At 51.1% G+C, this 21079-nt stretch carries 17 protein-coding genes and 2 pseudogenes; 4 read left to right on the forward strand and 15 right to left on the reverse strand.

Going from position 1 to position 21079, the window contains the following annotated elements:
• Positions 1–23 precede the first annotated feature (23 nt).
• From pfkA to cpxP, 3 genes are all read right to left on the reverse strand, one after another.
• Positions 24–986, reverse strand: coding sequence for a 6-phosphofructokinase (gene pfkA, locus CRI63_RS08700; protein ID WP_032185626.1), 963 nt, complete (start codon positions 984–986; stop codon positions 24–26).
• 180 nt (positions 987–1166) lie between these two features.
• On the reverse strand, positions 1167–2069 hold the full coding sequence (gene fieF / locus CRI63_RS08705; protein ID WP_064530279.1) for a CDF family cation-efflux transporter FieF: 903 nt from the start codon (positions 2067–2069) through the stop codon (positions 1167–1169).
• A gap of 149 nt (positions 2070–2218) precedes the next feature.
• A complete protein-coding gene (gene cpxP, locus CRI63_RS08710) occupies positions 2219–2719 on the reverse strand; it encodes a cell-envelope stress modulator CpxP (RefSeq protein ID WP_130206850.1) in 501 nt (166 codons plus the stop codon).
• 148 nt (positions 2720–2867) lie between these two features.
• On the opposite strand from cpxP, the gene cpxR reads away from it, so the two are divergent.
• The gene (cpxR, locus tag CRI63_RS08715) at positions 2868–3566 is read left to right on the forward strand and encodes an envelope stress response regulator transcription factor CpxR (RefSeq protein ID WP_130206632.1); all 699 of its coding nucleotides are present in this window, start codon (positions 2868–2870) and stop codon (positions 3564–3566) included.
• The gene (gene cpxA / locus CRI63_RS08720; RefSeq protein WP_000580414.1) at positions 3563–4936 is read left to right on the forward strand and encodes an envelope stress sensor histidine kinase CpxA; all 1374 of its coding nucleotides are present in this window, start codon (positions 3563–3565) and stop codon (positions 4934–4936) included. Before cpxR ends, cpxA begins: the two co-directional genes overlap by 4 nt.
• 106 nt (positions 4937–5042) lie before the next feature.
• Here cpxA and yiiM read toward each other — a convergent pair whose 3' ends face one another.
• The gene (yiiM, locus tag CRI63_RS08725) at positions 5043–5717 is read right to left on the reverse strand and encodes a 6-hydroxyaminopurine reductase (RefSeq protein WP_135519245.1); all 675 of its coding nucleotides are present in this window, start codon (positions 5715–5717) and stop codon (positions 5043–5045) included.
• A gap of 152 nt (positions 5718–5869) precedes the next feature.
• Here yiiM and CRI63_RS08730 point away from each other — a divergent pair, with 152 nt between their 5' ends.
• Positions 5870–6760: a dihydrodipicolinate synthase family protein gene (locus CRI63_RS08730; protein WP_135519248.1), complete on the forward strand. Its 891-nt coding sequence runs from the start codon at positions 5870–5872 to the stop codon at positions 6758–6760.
• A 55-nt stretch (positions 6761–6815) separates the two neighbouring features.
• Here the strand turns inward: CRI63_RS08730 and kdgT are convergent.
• The 3 genes and pseudogenes from kdgT to CRI63_RS08745 all read right to left on the reverse strand — a co-directional run bounded on the left by kdgT (position 6816) and on the right by CRI63_RS08745 (position 9577).
• A pseudogene (gene kdgT, locus CRI63_RS08735) lies at positions 6816–7800 on the reverse strand (2-keto-3-deoxygluconate transporter).
• A 259-nt stretch (positions 7801–8059) separates the two neighbouring features.
• Positions 8060–8680, reverse strand: a complete 621-nt coding sequence (gene sodA, locus CRI63_RS08740) for a superoxide dismutase [Mn] (RefSeq protein WP_135403683.1) — start codon at positions 8678–8680, stop codon at positions 8060–8062.
• A gap of 156 nt (positions 8681–8836) precedes the next feature.
• On the reverse strand, positions 8837–9577 hold the full coding sequence (locus CRI63_RS08745; RefSeq protein WP_130206640.1) for a MipA/OmpV family protein: 741 nt from the start codon (positions 9575–9577) through the stop codon (positions 8837–8839).
• Between the two features lie 124 nt (positions 9578–9701).
• On the opposite strand from CRI63_RS08745, the gene CRI63_RS08750 reads away from it, so the two are divergent.
• Positions 9702–10676 (forward strand): LysR family transcriptional regulator, encoded by a 975-nt coding sequence (locus tag CRI63_RS08750; protein WP_135519251.1) that lies wholly within the window; start codon positions 9702–9704, stop codon positions 10674–10676.
• Here the strand turns inward: CRI63_RS08750 and CRI63_RS23910 are convergent.
• The 8 genes and pseudogenes from CRI63_RS23910 to CRI63_RS08800 all read right to left on the reverse strand — a co-directional run bounded on the left by CRI63_RS23910 (position 10673) and on the right by CRI63_RS08800 (position 21020).
• Positions 10673–11808: pseudogene (locus CRI63_RS23910) on the reverse strand (HlyD family secretion protein). The gene CRI63_RS08750 and the pseudogene CRI63_RS23910 sit on opposite strands and share 4 nt — an antisense overlap.
• A gap of 5 nt (positions 11809–11813) precedes the next feature.
• The gene (locus CRI63_RS08765) at positions 11814–12137 is read right to left on the reverse strand and encodes a DUF3302 domain-containing protein (RefSeq protein ID WP_130258353.1); all 324 of its coding nucleotides are present in this window, start codon (positions 12135–12137) and stop codon (positions 11814–11816) included.
• Between the two features lie 543 nt (positions 12138–12680).
• Positions 12681–14219 carry an aldehyde dehydrogenase AldB gene (gene aldB, locus CRI63_RS08775; RefSeq protein ID WP_000183976.1) on the reverse strand — a complete coding sequence of 513 codons (1539 nt, stop codon included), beginning with the start codon at positions 14217–14219 and terminating at the stop codon, positions 12681–12683.
• A 107-nt stretch (positions 14220–14326) separates the two neighbouring features.
• Positions 14327–15622, reverse strand: a complete 1296-nt coding sequence (locus CRI63_RS08780) for a Fic family protein (RefSeq protein ID WP_135487038.1) — start codon at positions 15620–15622, stop codon at positions 14327–14329.
• A gap of 119 nt (positions 15623–15741) precedes the next feature.
• Positions 15742–16893, reverse strand: coding sequence for an L-threonine dehydrogenase (gene yiaY, locus CRI63_RS08785; RefSeq protein WP_135487037.1), 1152 nt, complete (start codon positions 16891–16893; stop codon positions 15742–15744).
• Positions 16894–17081: 188 nt separating this feature from the next.
• A complete protein-coding gene (selB, locus tag CRI63_RS08790; RefSeq protein WP_135519254.1) occupies positions 17082–18926 on the reverse strand; it encodes a selenocysteine-specific translation elongation factor in 1845 nt (614 codons plus the stop codon).
• The gene (selA, locus tag CRI63_RS08795) at positions 18923–20314 is read right to left on the reverse strand and encodes an L-seryl-tRNA(Sec) selenium transferase (RefSeq protein WP_135403690.1); all 1392 of its coding nucleotides are present in this window, start codon (positions 20312–20314) and stop codon (positions 18923–18925) included. The genes selB and selA overlap by 4 nt, the downstream gene beginning before the upstream one ends.
• Before the next feature lie 97 nt (positions 20315–20411).
• Entirely contained in the window at positions 20412–21020 is a 609-nt protein-coding gene (locus tag CRI63_RS08800; RefSeq protein WP_135385259.1) for a glutathione S-transferase, read from the reverse strand.
• Positions 21021–21079: the final 59 nt, after the last annotated feature.

Here is a 21079-nt window from a genome sequence, read left to right on the forward strand (position 1 = left end):
AAATCTGCCTTTTTCCGAAATCATTAATACAGTTTTTTCGCGCAGTCCAGCCAGTCACCTTTGAACGGACGCTTCATGTTTTCGATAGCATCGATGATGTCGTGGTGAACCAGCTGTTCGTTCTGGATACCTACGCAACGACCGCCGTAACCTGCCAGCAGCAGATCGATAGCGTAAGCGCCCATACGGGAAGCCAGAATACGATCGTAAGGCACCGGAGAACCACCGCGCTGGATGTGGCCCAGCACAGTTGCGCGGGTTTCACGGCCAGTTTCTTTTTCGATGAAGTGTGCCAGCTCGTCGACGTCACACATATGTTCAGTGATCGCCACAATCGCGTGTTTTTTACCTTTCGCGATACCGGCTTTGATTTCGTTTACCAGATCGTCACGGCTGAATTCAACTTCCGGAACCACAACGAATTCACAGCCACCAGCAATAGCCGCAGCCAGAGTCAGATCGCCACAGTAGCGGCCCATCACTTCCACCACGGAAATACGTTGGTGAGAAGAAGAGGTGTCACGCAGACGGTCGATAGCTTCAACAACGGTGCTCAATGCCGTGAAGAAACCAATGGTGTAGTCAGTACCTTTGATGTCGTTGTCGATGGTGCCCGGCAGGCCGATGCACGGGAAGCCCATTTCGGTCAGACGCATTGCCCCCATGTAGGAACCGTCACCGCCGATAACCACCAGCGCGTCGATACCACGTTTTTTCAGGTTCTCGATAGCCACGGCGCGGATGTTCTCGTCGCGGAATTCCGGGAAGCGCGCAGAACCGAGGAATGTACCACCACGGTTGATCATGTCAGACACGCTGTAACGGTCTAGCTGTACCATACGGTCTTCATACAGACCCAGATAGCCGTCATAAATACCCATTACTTCCAGACCTTCTGTCAGCGCAGAACGAACAACCCCGCGAATTGCGGCGTTCATGCCTGGCGCATCACCGCCGCTTGTCAACACACCGATTTTCTTAATCATGACTACCTCTGAACTTTGGAATGCAAAATGAAATCTGTTGCCGGAAGTCTTCTTGCACATCGAAGTGATCCAACGAATGTACAAATAGTATAACAATCACTTCCTGCTGAATTGATTCAGGTCAGGCCAAATGGCGGTATTTTATACACAAAATGCGGGTCTGGCTCTCTTTTGTACGGATTATGAAAGCGTAGACCGTTTACTCTCCCTGGGTACGACGGAACAAGGATCTTGATGGATAATCACATCTGAACCTGGAAAACGCCGTAAAATAGCCTGCTCTACCTGATCCGCCACCATATGTGCCTGAACCAAAGGCAGAGAGTCTTCCATTTCCAAATGAATCTGAATAAAGCGGGTCGGCCCTGACTGCCGCGTGCGAAGATCGTGAGCGCCGCTAACTCCCGGCCAGGAAGTCACGATATCAATAATTTCCTGTCGTTCGCCATCGGGCAGCGCGCGATCCAATAATGACTGGACCGCCTCATACCCCATGCGTAACGCGCTATATAAAATATAGATGCCGATTCCCAAAGCAAACAGGGCATCAGCACGATGCCAGCCGTACCAGGACAATCCCAGCGCCAGCAAAATCGCGCCGTTCATCATAACATCAGACTGATAATGTAGCATATCTGCCCGCACTGCCTGGCTTTGCGTCCGGCGAACGACCCAACGCTGAAACGAGACAAGAATAATCGTACAAATTAGCGCCACAATAGTCACGATAACCCCAACACCCGGGTCTTTCATCGGTGTCGGAGAAACCAAATGCTGGATACCGGTCAAAAACAGGAACAGCGCGGAGCCGGAGATAAACATACTTTGCGCCAGCGCGGCGAGCGACTCAGCTTTGCCGTGACCAAAGGAGTGATTATCGTCGGCAGGTTGTAGTGAGTAACGCACGACCAATAAGTTAGTTAATGACGCACCGATATCCACCAGCGAATCCACCAGCGCAGCGAGAATACTCACTGATCCGGTATACCACCATGCAAAAATTTTAATCAGTAATAACAGCGAAGCCATCGCCGTTGCAGCAATCGCCGCCCGACTAACCAGCTGCCCATAAGATTGATTCATAAATACTCCCGCTATCAACTGACGGTAGTATAACGGATGCAAATCATCTGCAATGCATCAAGTAACAGGCAAATTGCGGATAAAAAAAAACCCCCACATCATGTGGGGGAAGACAGGGATGGTGTCTATGGCAAGGAAAACAGGGTTTACTACTGGGAACGTGAGTTGCTACTACTCAATAGCTTCAACGATGAACTTTTTTGCCATTGCGTCACGTCGCGCAACTGTTCCATTCGTTGTTGATGTTTCTTGTTTAAAACCGCTTGCTGCTCCGGCGTTAACAGGCGATACATTTGGTTGCGGACTTTTGCCATCTCAACCTGACGAGCTATTTGCTCGTTCGCCATTTTTTCTGCCTGTGCGCGCACAGCGTTTTCATCAAAATTTTCTGCGGTGACAAGGCGATGCATTGTCTCCAGTTCGCTAACATTAACAGGTGGCTGTTCGTGCCGGGCCTGTTGCATAAGATCTCGCATCTGCTGACGCTGATGTTCGGTTAAACTTATGCCGTCGAACATATGGCTCTGCGTACTGCGCTGCGTAAGTTCTTCTCCCGGATGCCAGTTATCGCCTGAACCGACTTCAGCAGCGTGGCTTAATGAACTGACTGCCAGCGTTGAGGCCATGACGGCAGCGGTAACTATGCGCATCATTTGCTCCCAAATCTTTCTGTCGCGATTCAACGATAGAGAGTTTACGATTCAGGCTGCAAACATGCGTCAGGGGGTGTAAAACAACGTAAAGTCATGGATTAGCGACGTCTGATGACGTAATTTCTGCCTCGGAGGTATTTAAACAATGAATAAAATCCTGTTAGTTGATGATGACCGAGAGCTGACATCCCTGTTAAAGGAGCTGCTCGAGATGGAAGGCTTCAACGTGATTGTTGCCCACGACGGGGAACAAGCGCTTGCTCTTCTGGACGACAGCATTGATTTACTTTTGCTTGATGTGATGATGCCGAAGAAAAATGGTATCGACACATTAAAAGCACTTCGCCAGACACACCAGACGCCAGTCATTATGTTGACGGCTCGCGGCAGTGAACTTGATCGCGTCCTCGGCCTTGAGCTGGGTGCGGATGACTATCTCCCGAAACCGTTTAACGATCGTGAACTGGTTGCGCGTATTCGCGCGATCCTGCGCCGTTCGCACTGGAGCGAGCAACAGCAGAACAGCGATAATGGTTCGCCGACGCTGGAAGTTGACGCCTTAGTGCTGAATCCAGGCCGTCAGGAAGCCAGCTTCGACGGGCAAACACTGGAGCTAACCGGTACTGAATTTACCCTGCTCTACCTACTGGCGCAGCATCTGGGTCAGGTGGTTTCTCGCGAGCATTTAAGCCAGGAAGTACTGGGCAAACGCCTGACGCCTTTCGACCGTGCTATCGATATGCATATTTCCAACCTGCGTCGTAAGCTGCCGGATCGTAAAGACGGCCATCCGTGGTTTAAAACATTGCGTGGTCGCGGCTATCTGATGGTTTCCGCTTCATGATAGGCAGCTTAACCGCGCGCATCTTCGCCATCTTCTGGCTGACGCTGGCGCTGGTGTTGATGCTGGTTTTGATGTTACCCAAGCTCGACTCTCGCCAGATGACCGAGCTTCTGGATAGCGAACAGCGTCAGGGGCTGATGATTGAGCAGCATGTCGAAGCGGAACTGGCGAACGATCCACCCAACGATTTAATGTGGTGGCGTCGCCTGTTCCGGGCCATTGATAAGTGGGCGCCACCAGGCCAGCGTTTATTACTGGTGACCACTGAAGGCCGCGTGATCGGCGCTGAACGCAGCGAAATGCAGATCATTCGCAACTTTATTGGTCAGGCCGATAACGCCGATCATCCGCAGAAGAAAAAGTATGGTCGCGTGGAACTGGTGGGTCCGTTCTCCGTGCGTGATGGCGAAGATAATTACCAGCTTTATCTGATTCGTCCGGCCAGCAGTTCTCAATCCGATTTCATAAACTTACTGTTTGACCGCCCGCTATTGCTGCTGATTGTCACTATGTTGGTCAGTACACCACTGCTGTTGTGGTTGGCCTGGAGTCTGGCAAAACCGGCACGTAAGCTGAAAAACGCTGCCGATGAAGTTGCCCAGGGGAACTTACGCCAACACCCGGAACTGGAAGCGGGGCCACAAGAATTTCTTGCCGCAGGTGCCAGTTTTAACCAGATGGTGACCGCGCTGGAGCGCATGATGACCTCTCAGCAGCGTCTGCTTTCTGATATCTCTCACGAGCTGCGCACCCCGCTGACGCGTCTGCAACTGGGTACGGCGTTACTGCGCCGTCGTAGTGGTGAAAGCAAGGAACTGGAGCGTATTGAAACCGAAGCCCAGCGTCTGGACAGCATGATCAACGACCTGTTGGTAATGTCACGTAATCAGCAGAAAAACGCGCTGGTGAGCGAGACAATCAAAGCCAACCAGTTGTGGAACGAAGTGCTGGATAACGCGGCATTCGAAGCGGAACAGATGGGCAAGTCGTTTACGGTTAACTTCCCGCCAGGGCCGTGGCCGCTGTACGGCAACCCGAACGCCCTGGAAAGTGCGCTGGAAAACATTGTTCGTAATGCTCTGCGTTATTCCCATACGAAGATTGAAGTGGGCTTTGCGGTAGATAAAGACGGTATCACCATTACGGTGGACGACGATGGTCCTGGCGTTAGCCCGGAAGATCGCGAACAGATTTTCCGCCCGTTCTATCGTACAGATGAAGCGCGCGATCGTGAATCTGGCGGTACAGGTTTGGGGCTGGCGATTGTCGAAACCGCCATTCAGCAGCACCGTGGTTGGGTGAAAGCGGAAGACAGCCCGCTGGGCGGTTTACGTCTGGTGATTTGGCTGCCGCTGTATAAGCGGAGTTAAACTCCGCATTTGTAGGCAGGATAAGGCGTTTACACCGCATCCAGCATTTGAGCATGATGCCTGATGCGACGCTAGTCACGTCTTATCAGGCCTACTCTCCGGGGGGTTATTTCCCCCACAACCGCCGTGAATTATCTTCAATCTTGCCGCTAAGTCGGCGTTTCTGCATCGTCCGCGTCCAGCTTTTCGATAGCCCGGCTGCGGAAAGCAAACGGTGATACTGCTCATCATCAAACGGCATATGCCATGCGATAGCGGCAGCCTCCTGCACGGTCACATCGCTGACACGGGAAACCAACTCCAGCGGCGCATCCGCAGACACTTTCCCCGGCGCAATCACGCTATACAGCCAGCCCACTTTACCCGTGTTTTGCATCAACTGCGCTATATCACTGATATCAAAGTGGTAATTGAGTTTGTAGCACGGAGAGCGCGGCTGGGTGACCTGAATCAACGCCTCTCCCCAGCGGAAAATATCGCCAATATAAACATTGCTTTCCGTCAGACCGTCGGTTGAGAGGTTTTCACCAAACGCAGGTGCAACAAACAACTCTGCCTGTTCCGGAAATTCCCGCGCCCAGTAGAGATAATGCTCGCGAGGATAATGACACAGCGCCCTGTCTGGCCCGCCGTGAATCTTTTTCTCTGCCTGTTCGTCGCCTTCCAGCCCCAGTTCTGTCAGCATCAACTCACCATCGACCTGCATTTTCGCAATTGCACTTGGACGGCTTTCCGGATAATCCCGAATTTTGCCTGTGTATACATCAACCGGATATCGCATCTGTTCCCTCTCCACCGAGAAATTTCCCCATTAGACCATATTTATTTTATGTCAGGCGCGCAAAATGAGAGCACGGTTCACATGACAAAACTGTAGACATGTTATCAATGAGATGTTTTTGAAACACCATTTCATTATGAGGAGTTTACCGCGTGGCTGATAAATTACAGTTTTCTGGCGTCTGGTGTCCTTCCATCACGCCGATGGATAAAGACGGGAATGTAGACCTTAACGGACTGAAGCAGCATCTGCAGCGACTCACTGACGCTAACATCGATGTGATATTGCTAATGGGAAGCATTGGTGAGTTTGCTTCCTTCACACTGGAAGAGAGGCTCATGCTTATTCGTGAAGCACGAGCCATGAGCACGCTAAAAATGGTGGCCAACGTCTCGTCCACATGCACGCATGATGTACTGATTATGGCGCAAGAAGCGTATCGCACGGGCTATGATGCAGTGATGATCCTCCCGCCTTATTACTACGGCCAGACGGCGAAGCAATTATTAAGCTATTTCCGCCATCTGGGTCGCGAATTACAGGGCAAATGGTTCGCATATAACTTCCCGGCGCGGACCGGTTGTGATTTAACCCCAGACCTGGTCGCCACACTGGCGAGTGAGTTTCCTGAGTTTGCCGGAATTAAAGATACCGTCGATTGTCAGTCACACACCCGCAGCATGATTCAGGCAACTCAGGCTGTGCGTCCTGATTTTGCGGTGCTTTCGGGCTATGACGAGTATTACATTCCTAATTTGCTGGCTGGCGGCGCGGGGATAATCTCTGGCTTAAATAACGTTATGCCAGAGCTGTTTGTCGAAGCCCGCGAAGCCTTCAAACGCGGCGACCTGGCAGCTTTACAAGATATTCAGCAACAGATTGGTACTTATATGTCCATCTACGCCATCGGTGAAGATTTTGTCACTACCATCAAGACGGTGGTATCACGTAAGTTTGGTTACTGCACAGGAGTGTCGCGCAATGCCGGTGGGGAGTTAACAGAAAGCGAATGTCGGACGATTGATGAGGTATTTGTTATTTAAGGTAAAACGCCGGATGAACGTCAATTCATCCGGCGATGATATGGAAAAAGAGAGATTATTTCACCGTACCCAGAATTTCGATCTTCGCCGCTCTGGCTTTGGCTTTACGTGACCAGACAGAGGTAAGAATTGGCACCAGAATCGAAGTCACAATTACCGCCGTCGCCACCAACGAAGTTGCCGCAGGCGCCATCGGTTTAAAGGCCGGGATCATTTCCGCAATCAGTACCGGCGTTGCCACCGCGGCCCCGGCAGAACTGGAGGCGGCAATTCCGGCAGTGCCATCGCCACCGCCAATCAATTTATCGGCAATAATCAACGGAATACCGGTCACGATAATCACCGCCACACCCAACAGGATCCCCAACAAACCTGTCTGGGCAATCACGGTTAAATCAATGGTATTGCCCAGCGCGAAGGCAAAGAACGGAATCAGCGTCTGCACTGCTTTGCTGAAAAACTCGCGCAATTCAGGATCAAGGTTCCCCAGCGCGAAGCCCACCAGGAACGGCAACACTGCGCCAACGAAAACATGCGGTTCAAACGAAGCAATCCCGGCGGTTCCCAGAATAATCATCGTCATTAGCGGACCAGATTCCAGCGACATCAACACAAATGCCCCGGCCTCTTCTTTGGTGCCGTACTGCTGCATGATAGAGGCATACAGACCGCCGTTGGTCATGTCCATTGCCGCCACCAGCGCCAGCGTTGAAAGCCCGGCAAAAAATCCGACTTCGACACCGTGCTCAGGAATAATGCGCGAAGCAATGGCTGCAACCACCCACGCAACGGCAATTTTGGTTACCACCAGCGTACCGGATTTACGCAACACTGTTCCCGTCGCGCTTAATTTGATAGACGCCCCCATGCAGAAAAACCACACCGCCAGGATAGGCACCGTGCCGGTAATCATCCCGTTAGTGAATGATCCAAAATATTTCCCCGCCCCCGGCGAGAAGGTATGACACAGTGCACCAAGGAACAGCGGGATGAGCATCATCCCCCCCCGGGATTTTCTCTATCGTGCGTTTTATCTGCATTTCCATCACCTGTTGGCATATTTTTATAGGCTGATGCGACGTTCCTTAACGGAGCATCAGTGTTGATGGAAACGAAGATAGACATTCATCATGGCAATAAAAGTGATCAACACCACACCAATTGAAACATCGTTTTAATTTTATAGGATCATTGTTTTTCTTTTGAAATTGATCACAAAAAAACCACCGTTATGCACGATGGTTTGTTTTTTATGCTGACACGAGGCGTCAACGCCTCATTACAGCAGACAAGATGCGATTATTTTTTCGCCGCGAAACGTGCCGCAGCTTCATCCCAGTTCACCACGTTCCAGAACTCTTTGATGTAGTCCGGACGACGGTTCTGGAATTTCAGGTAGTAAGCGTGTTCCCACACATCCAGGCCCACAATCGGGAAGCCGGAAGCGCCAGAAATGGCTTCGCCCATCAGCGGGGAGTCCTGGTTAGCAGTAGAAACCACCGCCAGTTTATCGCCTTTCAGCACCAGCCATGCCCAGCCGGAACCAAAGCGGGAAGCTGCCGCTTTTTCAAATTCTGCTTTGAAGTTATCAACGGAACCGAAATCACGTTCGATAGCCGCTTTCAGATCGCCCTGCAGGGTGGTGCCTTTTTTCAGACCTTTCCAGAACAGACTGTGGTTAGCGTGACCGCCAGCGTTGTTGCGCAGAACGGTTTTTTTGTCTGCTGGCAGCTGATCCAGTTTGGTGATCAGCTCTTCAACCGGCAGGTTGGCGAATTCTGGCAGGCTTTCCAGCGCCGCGTTGGCGTTGTTGACGTAGGCCTGATGGTGTTTGGTGTGGTGGATTTCCATGGTCTGCTTATCGAAGTGCGGTTCCAGGGCATCGTAAGCATACGGCAGGGATGGCAGGGTATAGCTCATATTCATCTCCAGTATTGTCGGGCGGCCGATTGTTAATGCCGCGTAAGCAGTTGGTTCATTATAGTTAATTAAATGATATTGAAAATGATTATCAATGCCGTACTTTTCATAGGGGAATGCCCGGGATGATTCCGGTCAGTTTTTCTACCCAGTCAATTAAAAACGCCAGCTCACGCCGGTGACAAAAGTAAAACTTTCATTACGGTCAATCATTGGGCTGTTAGTAATCTCTTCTGGCAGCTCACTGTATCCGGCACTCGCCATTAATACGACGTGTTCTCCGATGGGGTACTTTGCCGTCAGGCTGACATAAGGCACCCAGGCATCTTGCGCGGTATAACTCGCCAGACCGCTGCGACGAGACTCGCTCTCTGAAATGCCATAGTAATAGTCACTGAAATTCTCGTCATAATAGAGAACGCCAAGAGCAGGTGTCAGCGACAGGCGACCTATCTGCATTTTGTGGAATAACGATAACTCACCTACCCAACCGTTACTGTTATCCAGAACATCAGCCGCCGCAGAAGCTTTCACGGTCCCCCAACGCTCATGGTGATACCAGGCAACTCCCGCCATTGCCGTACTGTCACGCTTATCGAGTTGTTGCATAGCATGGTCGTCATTATCGGCAGGATCAAATTCCAGCGGCATCCAGGATGCGGTCAGGCTAAGTTCATTTTTTTCACTTTGCGACAGAATAAAACCTAACGTCGTCTGGCGGACATAAAAAGAATCGCCCTCATAACTGATCAGCGGAATTGCTTTGGTATTTTCATTATAACCGCGATAAGGCGATTCATTATAAACTGCACCAGCACCAACGGATAATTCTGCAGCAGTTGCACTTGCCATAAAAGGCATAAAAAATAACGCCACAATATTGCGGTTAATTAACATGTCCGACATTCCATTTTAAATTAAGATAAAAAAGAGTCGGCATAGTAATGCTTACAATTTCTCCGGTGCAAGATTCATATTTATATAGTAATATATAAAATCATATATAAATTGGACTGTTGCGATGACAAAATTACAACTCAAGTACCGGGAGTTAAAAATTATCTCGGTAATCGCTGCCAGTGAAAATATCAGCCATGCAGCTACCGTGCTTGGCATCGCGCAGGCCAATGTCAGTAAATATCTTGCTGATTTTGAATCAAAAGTGGGTTTAAAAGTCTTTGACAGAACCACACGGCAACTAATGCTGACGCCTTTTGGCGCCGCACTATTACCGTACATTAATGATATGCTCGACAGAAACGAGCAGCTTAATAATTTTATTGCAGATTATAAGCATGAGAAACGTGGTCGGGTTACCATCTACGCACCAACTGGCATTATTACCTATTTATCCAAACACGTTATCGACAAAATTAAAGATATCGGTGAAATCACCTTATCGCTAAAAACCTGCAATCTTGAGCGCAACGCCTTTTATGAAGGTGTCGAATTTCCCGATGATTGTGATGTTTTAATCAGCTACGCGCCACCAAAAGATGAATCGCTGGTTGCCAGTTTTATTACGCAATATGCAGTAACCGCCTATGCCAGCCAAACTTATCTTGGAAAACACCCCATTAGCCGACCAGACGAACTTGAACATCACTCCTGTATTTTGATCGACTCGATGATGATCGATGACGCGAATATCTGGCGCTTCAACGTCGCCGGAAGTAAAGAAGTACGTGATTATCGTGTTAAGGGAAATTACGTCTGTGACAATACTCAGTCGGCGCTGGAGCTGGCGCGAAATCACCTGGGGATTGTGTTTGCGCCAGACAAAAGTGTGCAGAGCGACCTGCAAGACGGCACGCTGATCCCCTGCTTTCAGCAACCGTATGAATGGTGGCTGGATCTGGTGGCTATCTTCCGTAAACGGGAATACCAGCCCTGGCGGGTCCAGTATGTGCTGGATGAAATGCTGCGTGAAATTCGCCACCAGCTTGCTCAGTCGCAGCAACTGCGGCCTGAACAAGCGGCGGAAAACAAAGATTAATGGTCGAGATAAAGGTAATGCACCCAACTGGTCATGCGTAACAGCACTTTGCGCATAACCGAAACATGGCTGAAATGATCAGAGTAGACCGCCACCTGGGCGTAAATACCGTCTGGTAAAGCGCTCAAATCAGTATGCTCATCCAGCTCAATAGTCGCGATAACGCCATCTGAACCCGGCGCTGTGTTTAACGACTGTAAGGTGCCGGTCGACTGATAAGCCCCGCCGGGAACAGCTGGACTGATGGCTGCCAGTTTACCGCTGAATACCTTACCTGGCAGGGCATTAAACACCACTTCCGCATCATCGCCGGGAGCCAGTCGCAGCAAGGAGTTCTGACGGAACTGCGCCACAATTTGTCGTTTCTGATCGGGTATAAACACCATTACCGGACGCAGCGGCAGAGACGCGGCATACGTTCCTGGACGAATCAGTACCTGAGTCACGTAACCGTCGCTCGGCGCACGCACTACCGTCTGCTCAAGGTTATATTTTGCTTCCGCAAGCTGCGCTTTCAGGCTGGCGATTTGTGAATGTTCACCCAACACCAGGCTATCCAGTTGGCTCTGGATCTGTTTTTGTTCCGCCGCCGAAGACTTCACTGAGCTTCCTGCGCCAGATAATTTTGCCGCGCCACATCGATATCCCGTTCTGAAAACGGGTTTACTTTCGCCTGGCTGCCGCGTGCGTAACGCTGATACTCTTTAGCGAATTTATCCCGCGTGACCTTTGCCTGCTGGGTATTCGCCGCCATCTCATCTAACTCTGCGCCCAATGCCCGCTGCTTATGTTCTGCGGTGACGATATCCGCCATCAGCCGATCTACCCGTGCCTGATAACGCGTCGGGTCCAGTCGGAACAGCACCTCACCTTTTTTAATCAGCGTATTTTTCTTGTCCGTCACTTCAATTACTACCCCCGTCACCTGCGGAACAACCGGAATGGAAATAACCGCTTTTTGCGCTTTAAAGGTGTATGGATGGTTATAGTTCATTAATAGAATTAAGCCGCTGACAATAAATATGCCGCCCAGTGCCGCTGTAGGGATGGTCCATTTATTCACGGGGATTTTAAAAATCTTAAACATTGCCCATGCGAAAGCCACATAGGTCAAAATAATCAGTAAATCCATAAATATTACTCGGTAGAAGGAGCTTTCATGTCGGCGAGCTGTTTCTCCAGCCCGGCAATGCGCTGTTGCAGTTGCATAACGGATGAATCATGGCTTTGCATTCCCCATCCCCGCTCCGGGCGGTAAAGCGTGGCCCAAATCCACAAAAAGGGCCAGATAACGTGCAGCGTAAAAAGACTCACCCAACCAGCAACATGAATGGCGTCGGCATGAGGATGATTACGTTTTTTGGCAATAAGGTAGGGAATATCATGTAAAATAATGATCCCATAGAAGATCACCAGAAATACAAAAATAAGCACTCCCAGTGCAAAATAATCCAGAAACATATTTCCCTCAGAGAATATAAAAAAGAACAATTAACGCATATTATGAAATGCCATGAAGCAGTGCAATTTGCTTATTTATATAACGACATATTGTTTTTTATATACTTTCTGAAATGTGCAGTCTGGTTTTCAACAGAACGAGGCTTATCATATTGAAATAATGGAACTATTGGCCAGACTAATGAATAACTCCAGTAAAACATCCACAGTACAGATTAAGCGTATTAAACCTTCAATTATCTACCGTTTATTATTGATTGGTCTCGGAACACCAATGGTGATTTACGGCCTGGTTTGCCCGCTCACCATCGAAACGCGAGATTAAACTCCTGGCAAAACACGCCCCAGAAACGCACTTCTGTTGGCGTAGTCTGGGTTATTGCGCACGTAGGTTTAAAACGTAAATTGTAACAACGTGCGCTTTGTTTATGCCGGATGCGGCGTGTACGCCTTATCCGGCCTACGGTCAGGTCCCCGTAGGCATGATAAGACGCGTAAGCGTCGCATCAGGCAATGAATACCCGATGCGACCCGTTTTTCACATCAGAACAGCCCCAACGGTTTATCCGAGTAGCTCACCAGCAGACACTTGGTTTGCTGATAATGCTCCAGCATCATCTTATGGGTTTCGCGTCCGATGCCCGACTGTTTGTAGCCGCCAAACGCTGCGTGTGCCGGGTAAGCGTGATAACAGTTGGTCCACACGCGCCCGGCCTGAATGCCGCGCCCCATCTTATAGGCCAGATTGCCGTTACGACTCCAGACGCCTGCGCCCAGGCCATATTGCGTGTCGTTCGCCAGCTCCAGCGCCTCGTCCATCGTTTTGAAGGTGGTTACCGCCAGCACCGGGCCAAAAATTTCTTCCTGGAAAACACGCATATTGTTCTGACCAAACAGGATAGTCGGTTCAAGGTAGTAACCGTCTTTCAGCTCGCCTTCCAGCAGCTTGCGCCGCCCGCCGGTGAGCACATCTGCGCCCTCTTTTTTACCGATATCAATGTAATTGAGGATGGTTTCCAGTTGCCCGTGAGAAACCTGCGCGCCCATTTGCGTCACACTGTCGAGCGGGTTACCGCTACGAATGCTTTCAACACGGCGGATGGCGCGTTCCATGAAGCGTTCGTAGATAGACTCCTGCACTAAAGCACGGCTTGGGCAGGTACAGACCTCGCCCTGGTTAAAAGCAAACAATGCAAAGCCTTCCAGCGCCTTATCGAAAAAGGCATCTTCTTCATCCATCACGTCAGCAAAGAAGATATTTGGCGATTTGCCGCCCAGCTCCAGGGTTACTGGAATAATGTTTTGCGTGGCGTACTGCATAATCTGCTGACCCACTTCCGTTGAGCCAGTAAATGCCACTTTGGCAATACGTTTTGAAGTCGCCAGATATTCACCAATTTCGCCGCCCGCACCGTTGACCACGTTCACCACGCCCGGCGGCAGTAAATCACCGACAATTTCCATTAGCAGCAGTACAGAAAGCGGGGTAAGTCGTGCGGGTTTCAGCACCACGCAGTTGCCCGCCGCCAGCGCGGGAGCCATTTTCCAGCTCGCCATCAGCAGCGGGAAGTTCCACGGGATAATCTGCCCCACCACACCTAACGGTTCGTGGAAGTGATAAGCCACGGTTTCGCTATCAACTTCACTGATCCCGCCTTCCTGCGCCCGAATACACGAGGCGAAATAGCGGAAATGGTCAATCGCCAGCGGCACATCGGCAGCACTGGTTTCGCGAATGGGTTTGCCGTTATCCCAGGTTTCAGCCGTCGCTAACAGCTCGAGGTTCTGCTCCATCCGATCGGCAATCTTAAACAGAATCGCTGCGCGATCCTGCACCGAGGTATGCGCCCATTTATCTTTCACTTTATGCGCAGCATCCAGCGCCAGATCGATATCTCGTTTGCCCGAAGACGCCACTTCGCACAACAACTGCCCGGTTACCGGCGTCAGGTTCTGGTAATACTCGCCATCGGCGGGCGCGACCCACTCGCCGCCAATAAAGTTGTCATAGCGGGCTTTTAACTTGAGGGGGAAACCATACTCGCCGGGCTTAATCTGTGCTGAAGGGGGATTGTTGGTCATGATCGTCTCCTTGCGGTGTGAGGTATAACAAGGGTAGACGTGACTGGCGAAATCTTCGCCAGTCGGTAACAGCTTTACGACGGCTATCACGAATTTACTGGCAAGGACTACAGCGGGTAATGTGCGACGTATACTACTTGCTGGTCATTAATTTTCTTCTCTTGCGCAAATCCTTCTTTAACAATCGTCCGTAAATCAGTTCGCGCTGTATTATCAGAGACGCCCAGACTCGCGCTGGTTTCAGAAACTGTGTACTCTTTCCCCGGATTGGCGAGCATCACATTCAGAAGCGTCACCTGACGCGGATTCAGTCGCCTAAGCACACCAGAACTAAACAATAGGCGGTCAAGTTTTGCGCTTCGTTGCATAATTTCATCAATATGCTGCTGCCAGTTTTGCACAGCACGTTTAATGACACCCGCCTGATATTCAAGGAAATAAGTCAGATCCATACCATCTGATTCAGTGTACTGGTAGCTGGCGGCATATTTGACTGGTGCAACATGAAGCAAACGGCTGATGGAAATATATTTAAAGACATCGTAGCCCGATTTCAGCATATACCAGTAAAACAGCGCCCGACTGGTGCGCCCGTTGCCATCGCGAAACGGATGTTCATGGGCCAGCATAAAATGCAGAATGCAGGCGCGGACCAGCGGATGAATATACCCTTCATGGCTGTTTAACCACTGGCAAACTTTTTCCAGTCGTTCCGGCAACAATGCCGCAGCGGGCGGTTGATGCACAATATTGCCGTCATAATCGGCGATCACGACATCATCTGTTTCACGAAATTCACCCGGACGATATTTCGCGTCATTTATTCCTCCCATACCAATAGCATGTAACTGACGTATAAGCGCAGGTGTAAGCGGTTCTGTCAGTAATTGCGGAATTTCCGCCATCAGCCGGGCATTTCCCGCAATCATATGCTCGTCTTCAGTGCGCGGTGCCCGCCCTGTTTCCAGCATTTTTCTCGCCACCAGCGTCGTGGTATTCGCACCTTCCAGTTGGGAACTGGTAATCGGCTCTTCCAGGCGTAACTGGCTTAACTCGGCGCCCGCCCCGCGTAACCGTTCAGTCTGATCTTTCAGCGCCAGCGCGGTTGCATGTTTGTCGACAAGCTCGCACGCTTCTGCAATCACTGGCGTAATGTTGAATCCGGCCTGCTCACCCGCTTCATTGCAATAATTGATTCGCTGGATCGCCGCGTTGCGCGCCAGTCGGGTAAGCGTCCACGCCACTTCAATGTTTTCCCCTTTTTTGATGCGGTACTGCAACTCATCAAAAGGCAGATAACGTCCTTTTTCATCGGTAACCCGGTTAAAGCGCAAGTGGGCCTGGAGTTCCTCACCCGATAAGTGTGATAAAGGAATCAGTCTGGGAGGTGATTTGATAGCCATTTACTTATCTCAAAAAAGCGCAATATTGAGATAGTGTATAGCAGACTAAAGAAACTATCTCAAAAATCGCAAATTTTGAGATAGCGGCTGACAACACGCCAGCCGCAGGAGAATGGGGATTACATTGCGGCGCGATAAATCGCCACAATTTCTTCGTGAGTTGCCTGGATCGGGTTAGTAAAGCCACAGGCATCTTTCAGGGCATTAGTCGCCAGAACCGCGAAATCTTCTTCTTTCACGTTCAGGTCGCGTAGGCCTGCCGGGATATCCACTTTCTTCGCCAGTTCACGGATGGCGTTAATGCAGGCTTCAGCACCTTCCGCGTCGTTTTTACCTGTCACGTTCACGCCCATTGCAGCGGCGCAGTCACGCAGACGTGCAGCAGCGACTTTGCTATTGAATACCTGAACGTGCGGCAGCAGAACGGCGTTACATACACCGTGTGGCAGGTTGTAGAAACCGCCCAGCTGGTGCGCCATCGCATGAACATAACCCAGAGAAGCATTATTGAACGCCATACCTGCGAGGAACTGGGCATAAGCCATTGCTTCACGCGCTTTCGCATTACTGCCATCTTCAACGGCTAACGGCAGGTTTTCGGCAATCATGGTCACGGCTTTCAGTGCACAAGCGTCAGTGATCGGCGTGGCGGCAATAGAAACATACGCTTCGATAGCGTGCGTTAAGGCATCCATACCCGTTGCGGCGGTCAGTGACTTCGGCATACCGACCATCAGAGAGGAGTCATTGACAGAAAGTAGCGGAGTTACATGTTTATCAACAATCGCCATTTTGATGTGACGCGCTTCGTCAGTGATGATGCAGAAACGAGTCATTTCAGAGGCCGTACCCGCCGTGGTATTGATGGCGATCATCGGCAGTTGCGGTTTTGCAGAGCGGTCAACGCCTTCGTAATCGCGAATATCGCCGCCATTGGCTGCCACCAGCGCAATACCTTTTGCGCAGTCGTGCGGAGAACCGCCGCCTAAGGAAATCACGCTATCGCAATTATTTTCTTTAAGTAATTTCAAACCTGCGGCGACGTTTTCCGTGGTGGGGTTAGGTTGGGTGCCATCATAAATAACGCTAAAAATATTGCGTTCTTCCAGTGCTTTTTGCACATCGCCCGCCATACCTAATTTCGTTAACATACTGTCAGTGACAATCAATGTACGGCGAAACCCATATTCTGCCATCATATTCATTGCATCAGCCAATGAATCAGCGCCGATGACATTCACAGAAGGAATAAAAAAGGTTGAAGCTGCCATAACACACTCCTGAAAGTGTAAAAAAGGGCGGGCAGCTTACTGAGGATTTTCATTCGAAAATATGATCAGTATTATTATTTAGCAAAATTAATCTAATAAAAAGCACATTGTATTCATTAAACAATGTGCTTTTTTAAATTCATAAGAATTTTGTATTAATTTATTTTAAAACTTAATTAATCATTTCCTTATTTTTCCGGAAATAATAATGCGTCACGCAATAGATGATCATTTCCCCGACGACGCGTAAAACCAATGCGGTCAAAATATTCCAGAATCTGAATTGCCAGCTTTCGACCAACACCTAAACGATCGCGGAAATCCGCCGCGCAGGTTGAACCACACTCCTGATCGAGATCGCGGATCATATTGGCAAACTCGACAATCCGATCGTTACGGTAATAACGATCTTTAACGATCGCCGTAATTATCCCCTGCTGCGCCGCCTGGCGTAGCGTCAGACGCATTGCCTGTTCGTCAGTTCCCGTCTCTTTTGCCAGGTCACGCACCCACCACGGCTCGTTGCCAAACAGCGGTTCCACTTTTTGCCAGATTGCTTGCTGCTCTTCGCTAAATCCCGCTTTGTGGTCCGGCAGATGCAGCCAACCATGATGGCTGTGAATGTCGCCGCTTTCGCGCATCTTTTCAATCAGCAACAGCACCAGTGCTTCATCTTCCATCGGCAACGCCATGCGCCGCAGACGCTCGCGTCCTGGACCAGGTTCATCGCGATGTTGCTCATGATAAGTTGCTAATGTGTCGAGAATTTTACGTTGCCAGCGGGCGGCAACTGGAGCGTTCAACAAACTGTAACCAGCCTGAATATAGCCCGGCTGTTGCAGTAATTCGCGCATCCCTTCACCATTGAGCTGACGCGCCCAGGCGAAATCGGCAAGGTTAACCGCACCGCGCTCCAGATGAACGGTCAGTGCGTCGGCATCGCTTTGTGTGCGTGCCAGTGACGCCAGCCATTGCAGATATTCCGGCTTACGTTTACCGCGACGCGGCGGGTTAAGCATCACCACGCGCGCCCCCGCCAACGTGTTGCGGGCAGAGATATCGCGCAGCACCAGGCGATCGTTATCCGCCAGCCACAGCGGCGTGTCGAACACCAGTTCGGCAAGGTTATCTTCCAGCAGCGAAACGTGTCCCGTAACGTGGCTGGCGGCGTGGTGAATATGCAGCGGCTGCCACTGGGTCAGCGGCGTATGGGTTTGTAACTCGACAATCACTCGTGTGAACGGCTCTGGCGGCACATCGGCAAGCAGCCAGTCGCCACGGTTAATCTGTTCTTTTTCCGCATCACCAGCGATGTTAAGCGCGATACGCTGCCCGGCATGGGCGGTTTCAGTTGGCTGGTTTTGCGCATGCAGTGCACGCACGCGCATCGGTTTATTTACACCCGTCAGCCATAGTGAATCGCCTACCTTCACTTCCCCGCTTAACGCCGTACCGGTGACCACCAGCCCGGCACCTTTTACGGTAAATGCGCGGTCGATAGCGAGGCGGAAACTATGTTGGCTGGCGTGTTCACGTTCTGGCAACTGAAGCAGATGTTCGCGCAGGGCATCAATTCCCCGTCCTTCGGTCGCTGCGGTGATAAACAGTTTTGCCTCAGCAAAACCGTATTCCCGCAGCACCTCCTTTACCTGGCGTTCAACCTCATCAACACGCGCTTCGTCCACGCGATCGGCTTTAGTCAGGGCCACTGTCAGCATCGGGTTACCGGTAAGCTGCAAAATCGCCAGATGCTCACGGGTCTGTGCCATCACGCCGTCATCGCACGCCACCACCAGCAACGCGTGATCGATACCTCCGACGCCCGCCAGCATATTAGAAAGAAACTTTTCATGGCCGGGTACGTCGATAAAACCAGGCACGCGTCCATCCGGCTGCGGCCAGTAGGCATAGCCGAGATCGATGGTCATCCCACGTTTCTTTTCTTCCGGCAGACGGTCGGCATTTACGCCCGTAATCGCCTGCAATAAGGTTGTTTTGCCGTGGTCAACGTGTCCGGCAGTCGCAATAATCATTTCAACAACATCTCCAAAAACCGTTGCTCATCTTCAAGGCAGCGTAAATCCAGCCACAATCGTCCGTCATAAATACGACCAATCACCGGAATCGGCAATTCACGCCAGCGGGCGGCTAATGACTCAAGGTGACTACCGCGTCCGTCATGAGGCGTAAACGTCAACGCCGCGCTCGGCAGACGATCCACCGGCAGCGAACCACTGCCAATCTGCGAAAGGCATGGCATAACCTGTACCGCAAACTCCGCGCCATAGTGAGCGGCAAGGGGTGCCTGTAACCGTTGCGCCTGGATTTGAATGACCTCTGCGCTGCGAGTAAGCAGACGCAGGGTCGGTAATTTTTCACTCAGTGCTTCAGGGTGTAAATAAAGACGCAACGTGGCTTCCAGCGCCGCGAGAGTCATTTTATCTGCACGTAATGCACGTTTCAGCGGGTGACTCTGCAAACGCGCGATCATCTCTTTTTTACCAACGATAATCCCTGCCTGCGGCCCGCCTAACAGCTTGTCGCCGGAGAAGCTCACCAGGCTGACGCCCGCCGCAATCAACTCCTGCGGCATCGGCTCTTTTGGCAAACCATACTGACTGAGATCCACCAGCGAACCACTGCCTAAATCAGTCACCACGGGAACATCCAGTTCTTTGCCGAGCGCCACCAGTTCCGCTTCGTCTATCGCTTTGGTGAACCCCTGAATGCTGTAGTTACTGGTATGTACTTTCATCAACAGTGCGGTATTTTCATTCACCGCCTGACGATAATCATTCGCGTGCGTGCGGTTGGTGGTCCCTACTTCGTGTAGGGTGCAGCCCGCCTGGCGCATGACATCAGGAATACGAAACGCGCCGCCAATCTCCACCAGTTCGCCGCGAGAAACCACCACTTCTTTACCACTGGCAGTTGCTGCCAACATCAGCAGCACCGCCGCCGCATTGTTATTGACGATACAGGCATCTTCTGCGCCGGTGATGCGACATAACAACTGCGCCAGCGCACGATCGCGATGCCCGCGTCCGGCGTCATCCAGATCGTACTCGAGGGTCACTGGCGAACGCATAGCCTGCGCAACGGCTTCCACCGCGGCTTCCGCCTGTAAAGCTCGCCCAAGGTTGGTATGCAGCACGGTTCCCGTCAGGTTGATCACCGGACGCAGCGCGCTCTGCGCCTCTTTCGCCAGACGAGCATCAACCTCTTGCGCCCAGTTTTCACACCATGCAGGCAGCGACTGGCTGTCACGAATCATTTCCCGCGCTTCGTCGAGCATCTGACGCAGCAGCTCCACGACACGGGTATGGCCATAAGTATCACGCAAAGAAAGGAAAGAACTATCACGCAATAAGCGATCGATAGCTGGAAGCTGACTATAGAGGGAACGCGTTTCGGTTGTCATAGGAAACCAGGCTCATCAAGGCCCTCTCGCACGGAGAAGGGCGTTTAACATAACCACGGATTGTAACGTGAGAAGCGTCAGGAGGACATATCGCGCATCAAGCCTTTGGCGGTTCGGTGCGAGCGAAGCTTTCGCGGCTAAAGAGATTCTCGACCAGTTTGACTAAGTGTGGGCGGTCGACACACCAGCCTGGCGCAACGCGGCGGAAATTGAGATATCCAACGGCGCAGGCAATGGCGATAGTCGCCAGATTGACCGTATCGGTTTTGAGCGTGCCATCGACCAGATATCCTTCCAGCACATCCAGGCTGCGGTTGATTTTCTCTCGCTGACGTAACAATTCATCTTCAGACTGCTGCGCCGCCGGACGCGCCTGTTCACGCACCGACACCAGCCCGGCATCCATAATGCCGTCGGCCAGCGCCTCAATTTTGCGCACCCGCAACGACTCCAGCGGATCGCGCGGCAACATCGCCGGAGCGACATTCATTAATTCAATATATTCAGCGATGATCGGCGAATCAAACCAGCATTCGCCATCTTCGGTCACCAGCACCGGCACTTTCCCTAACGGGTTAAATTGCGCCACGCCATTGTCCGCGTTATAGGGCAGTTCATTAATAAATTCGAAAGTTATGCCCTTTTCTAACAACAGAATAGAAAGTTTGCGTACAAACGGGCTGGTGTAGCTACCGACGAGTTTCATGCCGAGTCCTTTGTGCGAGGAAAAATATCAGTATGGCCCAGGCTCACGCAAAACACAGG

Origin of the sequence: Escherichia sp. E2661 (assembly GCF_004745185.1) — a bacterium.
In the GTDB taxonomy this organism is placed as follows: domain Bacteria; phylum Pseudomonadota; class Gammaproteobacteria; order Enterobacterales; family Enterobacteriaceae; genus Escherichia.

Bases quoted from the DNA above. Each gene is read 5' to 3' on its own strand.
- pfkA (WP_032185626.1), bottom strand. From the start codon at position 986: ATGATTAAGAAAATCGGTGTGTTGACAAGCGGCGGTGATGCGCCAGGC.
- fieF (WP_064530279.1), bottom strand. From the start codon at position 2,069: ATGAATCAATCTTATGGGCAGCTGGTTAGTCGGGCGGCGATTGCTGCA.
- cpxP (WP_130206850.1), bottom strand. From the start codon at position 2,719: ATGCGCATAGTTACCGCTGCCGTCATGGCCTCAACGCTGGCAGTCAGT.
- cpxR (WP_130206632.1), top strand. From the start codon at position 2,868: ATGAATAAAATCCTGTTAGTTGATGATGACCGAGAGCTGACATCCCTG.
- cpxA (WP_000580414.1), top strand. From the start codon at position 3,563: ATGATAGGCAGCTTAACCGCGCGCATCTTCGCCATCTTCTGGCTGACG.
- yiiM (WP_135519245.1), bottom strand. From the start codon at position 5,717: ATGCGATATCCGGTTGATGTATACACAGGCAAAATTCGGGATTATCCG.
- sodA (WP_135403683.1), bottom strand. From the start codon at position 8,680: ATGAGCTATACCCTGCCATCCCTGCCGTATGCTTACGATGCCCTGGAA.
- CRI63_RS08745 (WP_130206640.1), bottom strand. From the start codon at position 9,577: ATGTTAATTAACCGCAATATTGTGGCGTTATTTTTTATGCCTTTTATG.
- CRI63_RS08750 (WP_135519251.1), top strand. From the start codon at position 9,702: ATGACAAAATTACAACTCAAGTACCGGGAGTTAAAAATTATCTCGGTA.
- CRI63_RS08765 (WP_130258353.1), bottom strand. From the start codon at position 12,137: ATGTTTCTGGATTATTTTGCACTGGGAGTGCTTATTTTTGTATTTCTG.
- aldB (WP_000183976.1), bottom strand. From the start codon at position 14,219: ATGACCAACAATCCCCCTTCAGCACAGATTAAGCCCGGCGAGTATGGT.
- CRI63_RS08780 (WP_135487038.1), bottom strand. From the start codon at position 15,622: ATGGCTATCAAATCACCTCCCAGACTGATTCCTTTATCACACTTATCG.
- yiaY (WP_135487037.1), bottom strand. From the start codon at position 16,893: ATGGCAGCTTCAACCTTTTTTATTCCTTCTGTGAATGTCATCGGCGCT.
- selB (WP_135519254.1), bottom strand. From the start codon at position 18,926: ATGATTATTGCGACTGCCGGACACGTTGACCACGGCAAAACAACCTTA.
- selA (WP_135403690.1), bottom strand. From the start codon at position 20,314: ATGACAACCGAAACGCGTTCCCTCTATAGTCAGCTTCCAGCTATCGAT.
- CRI63_RS08800 (WP_135385259.1), bottom strand. From the start codon at position 21,020: ATGAAACTCGTCGGTAGCTACACCAGCCCGTTTGTACGCAAACTTTCT.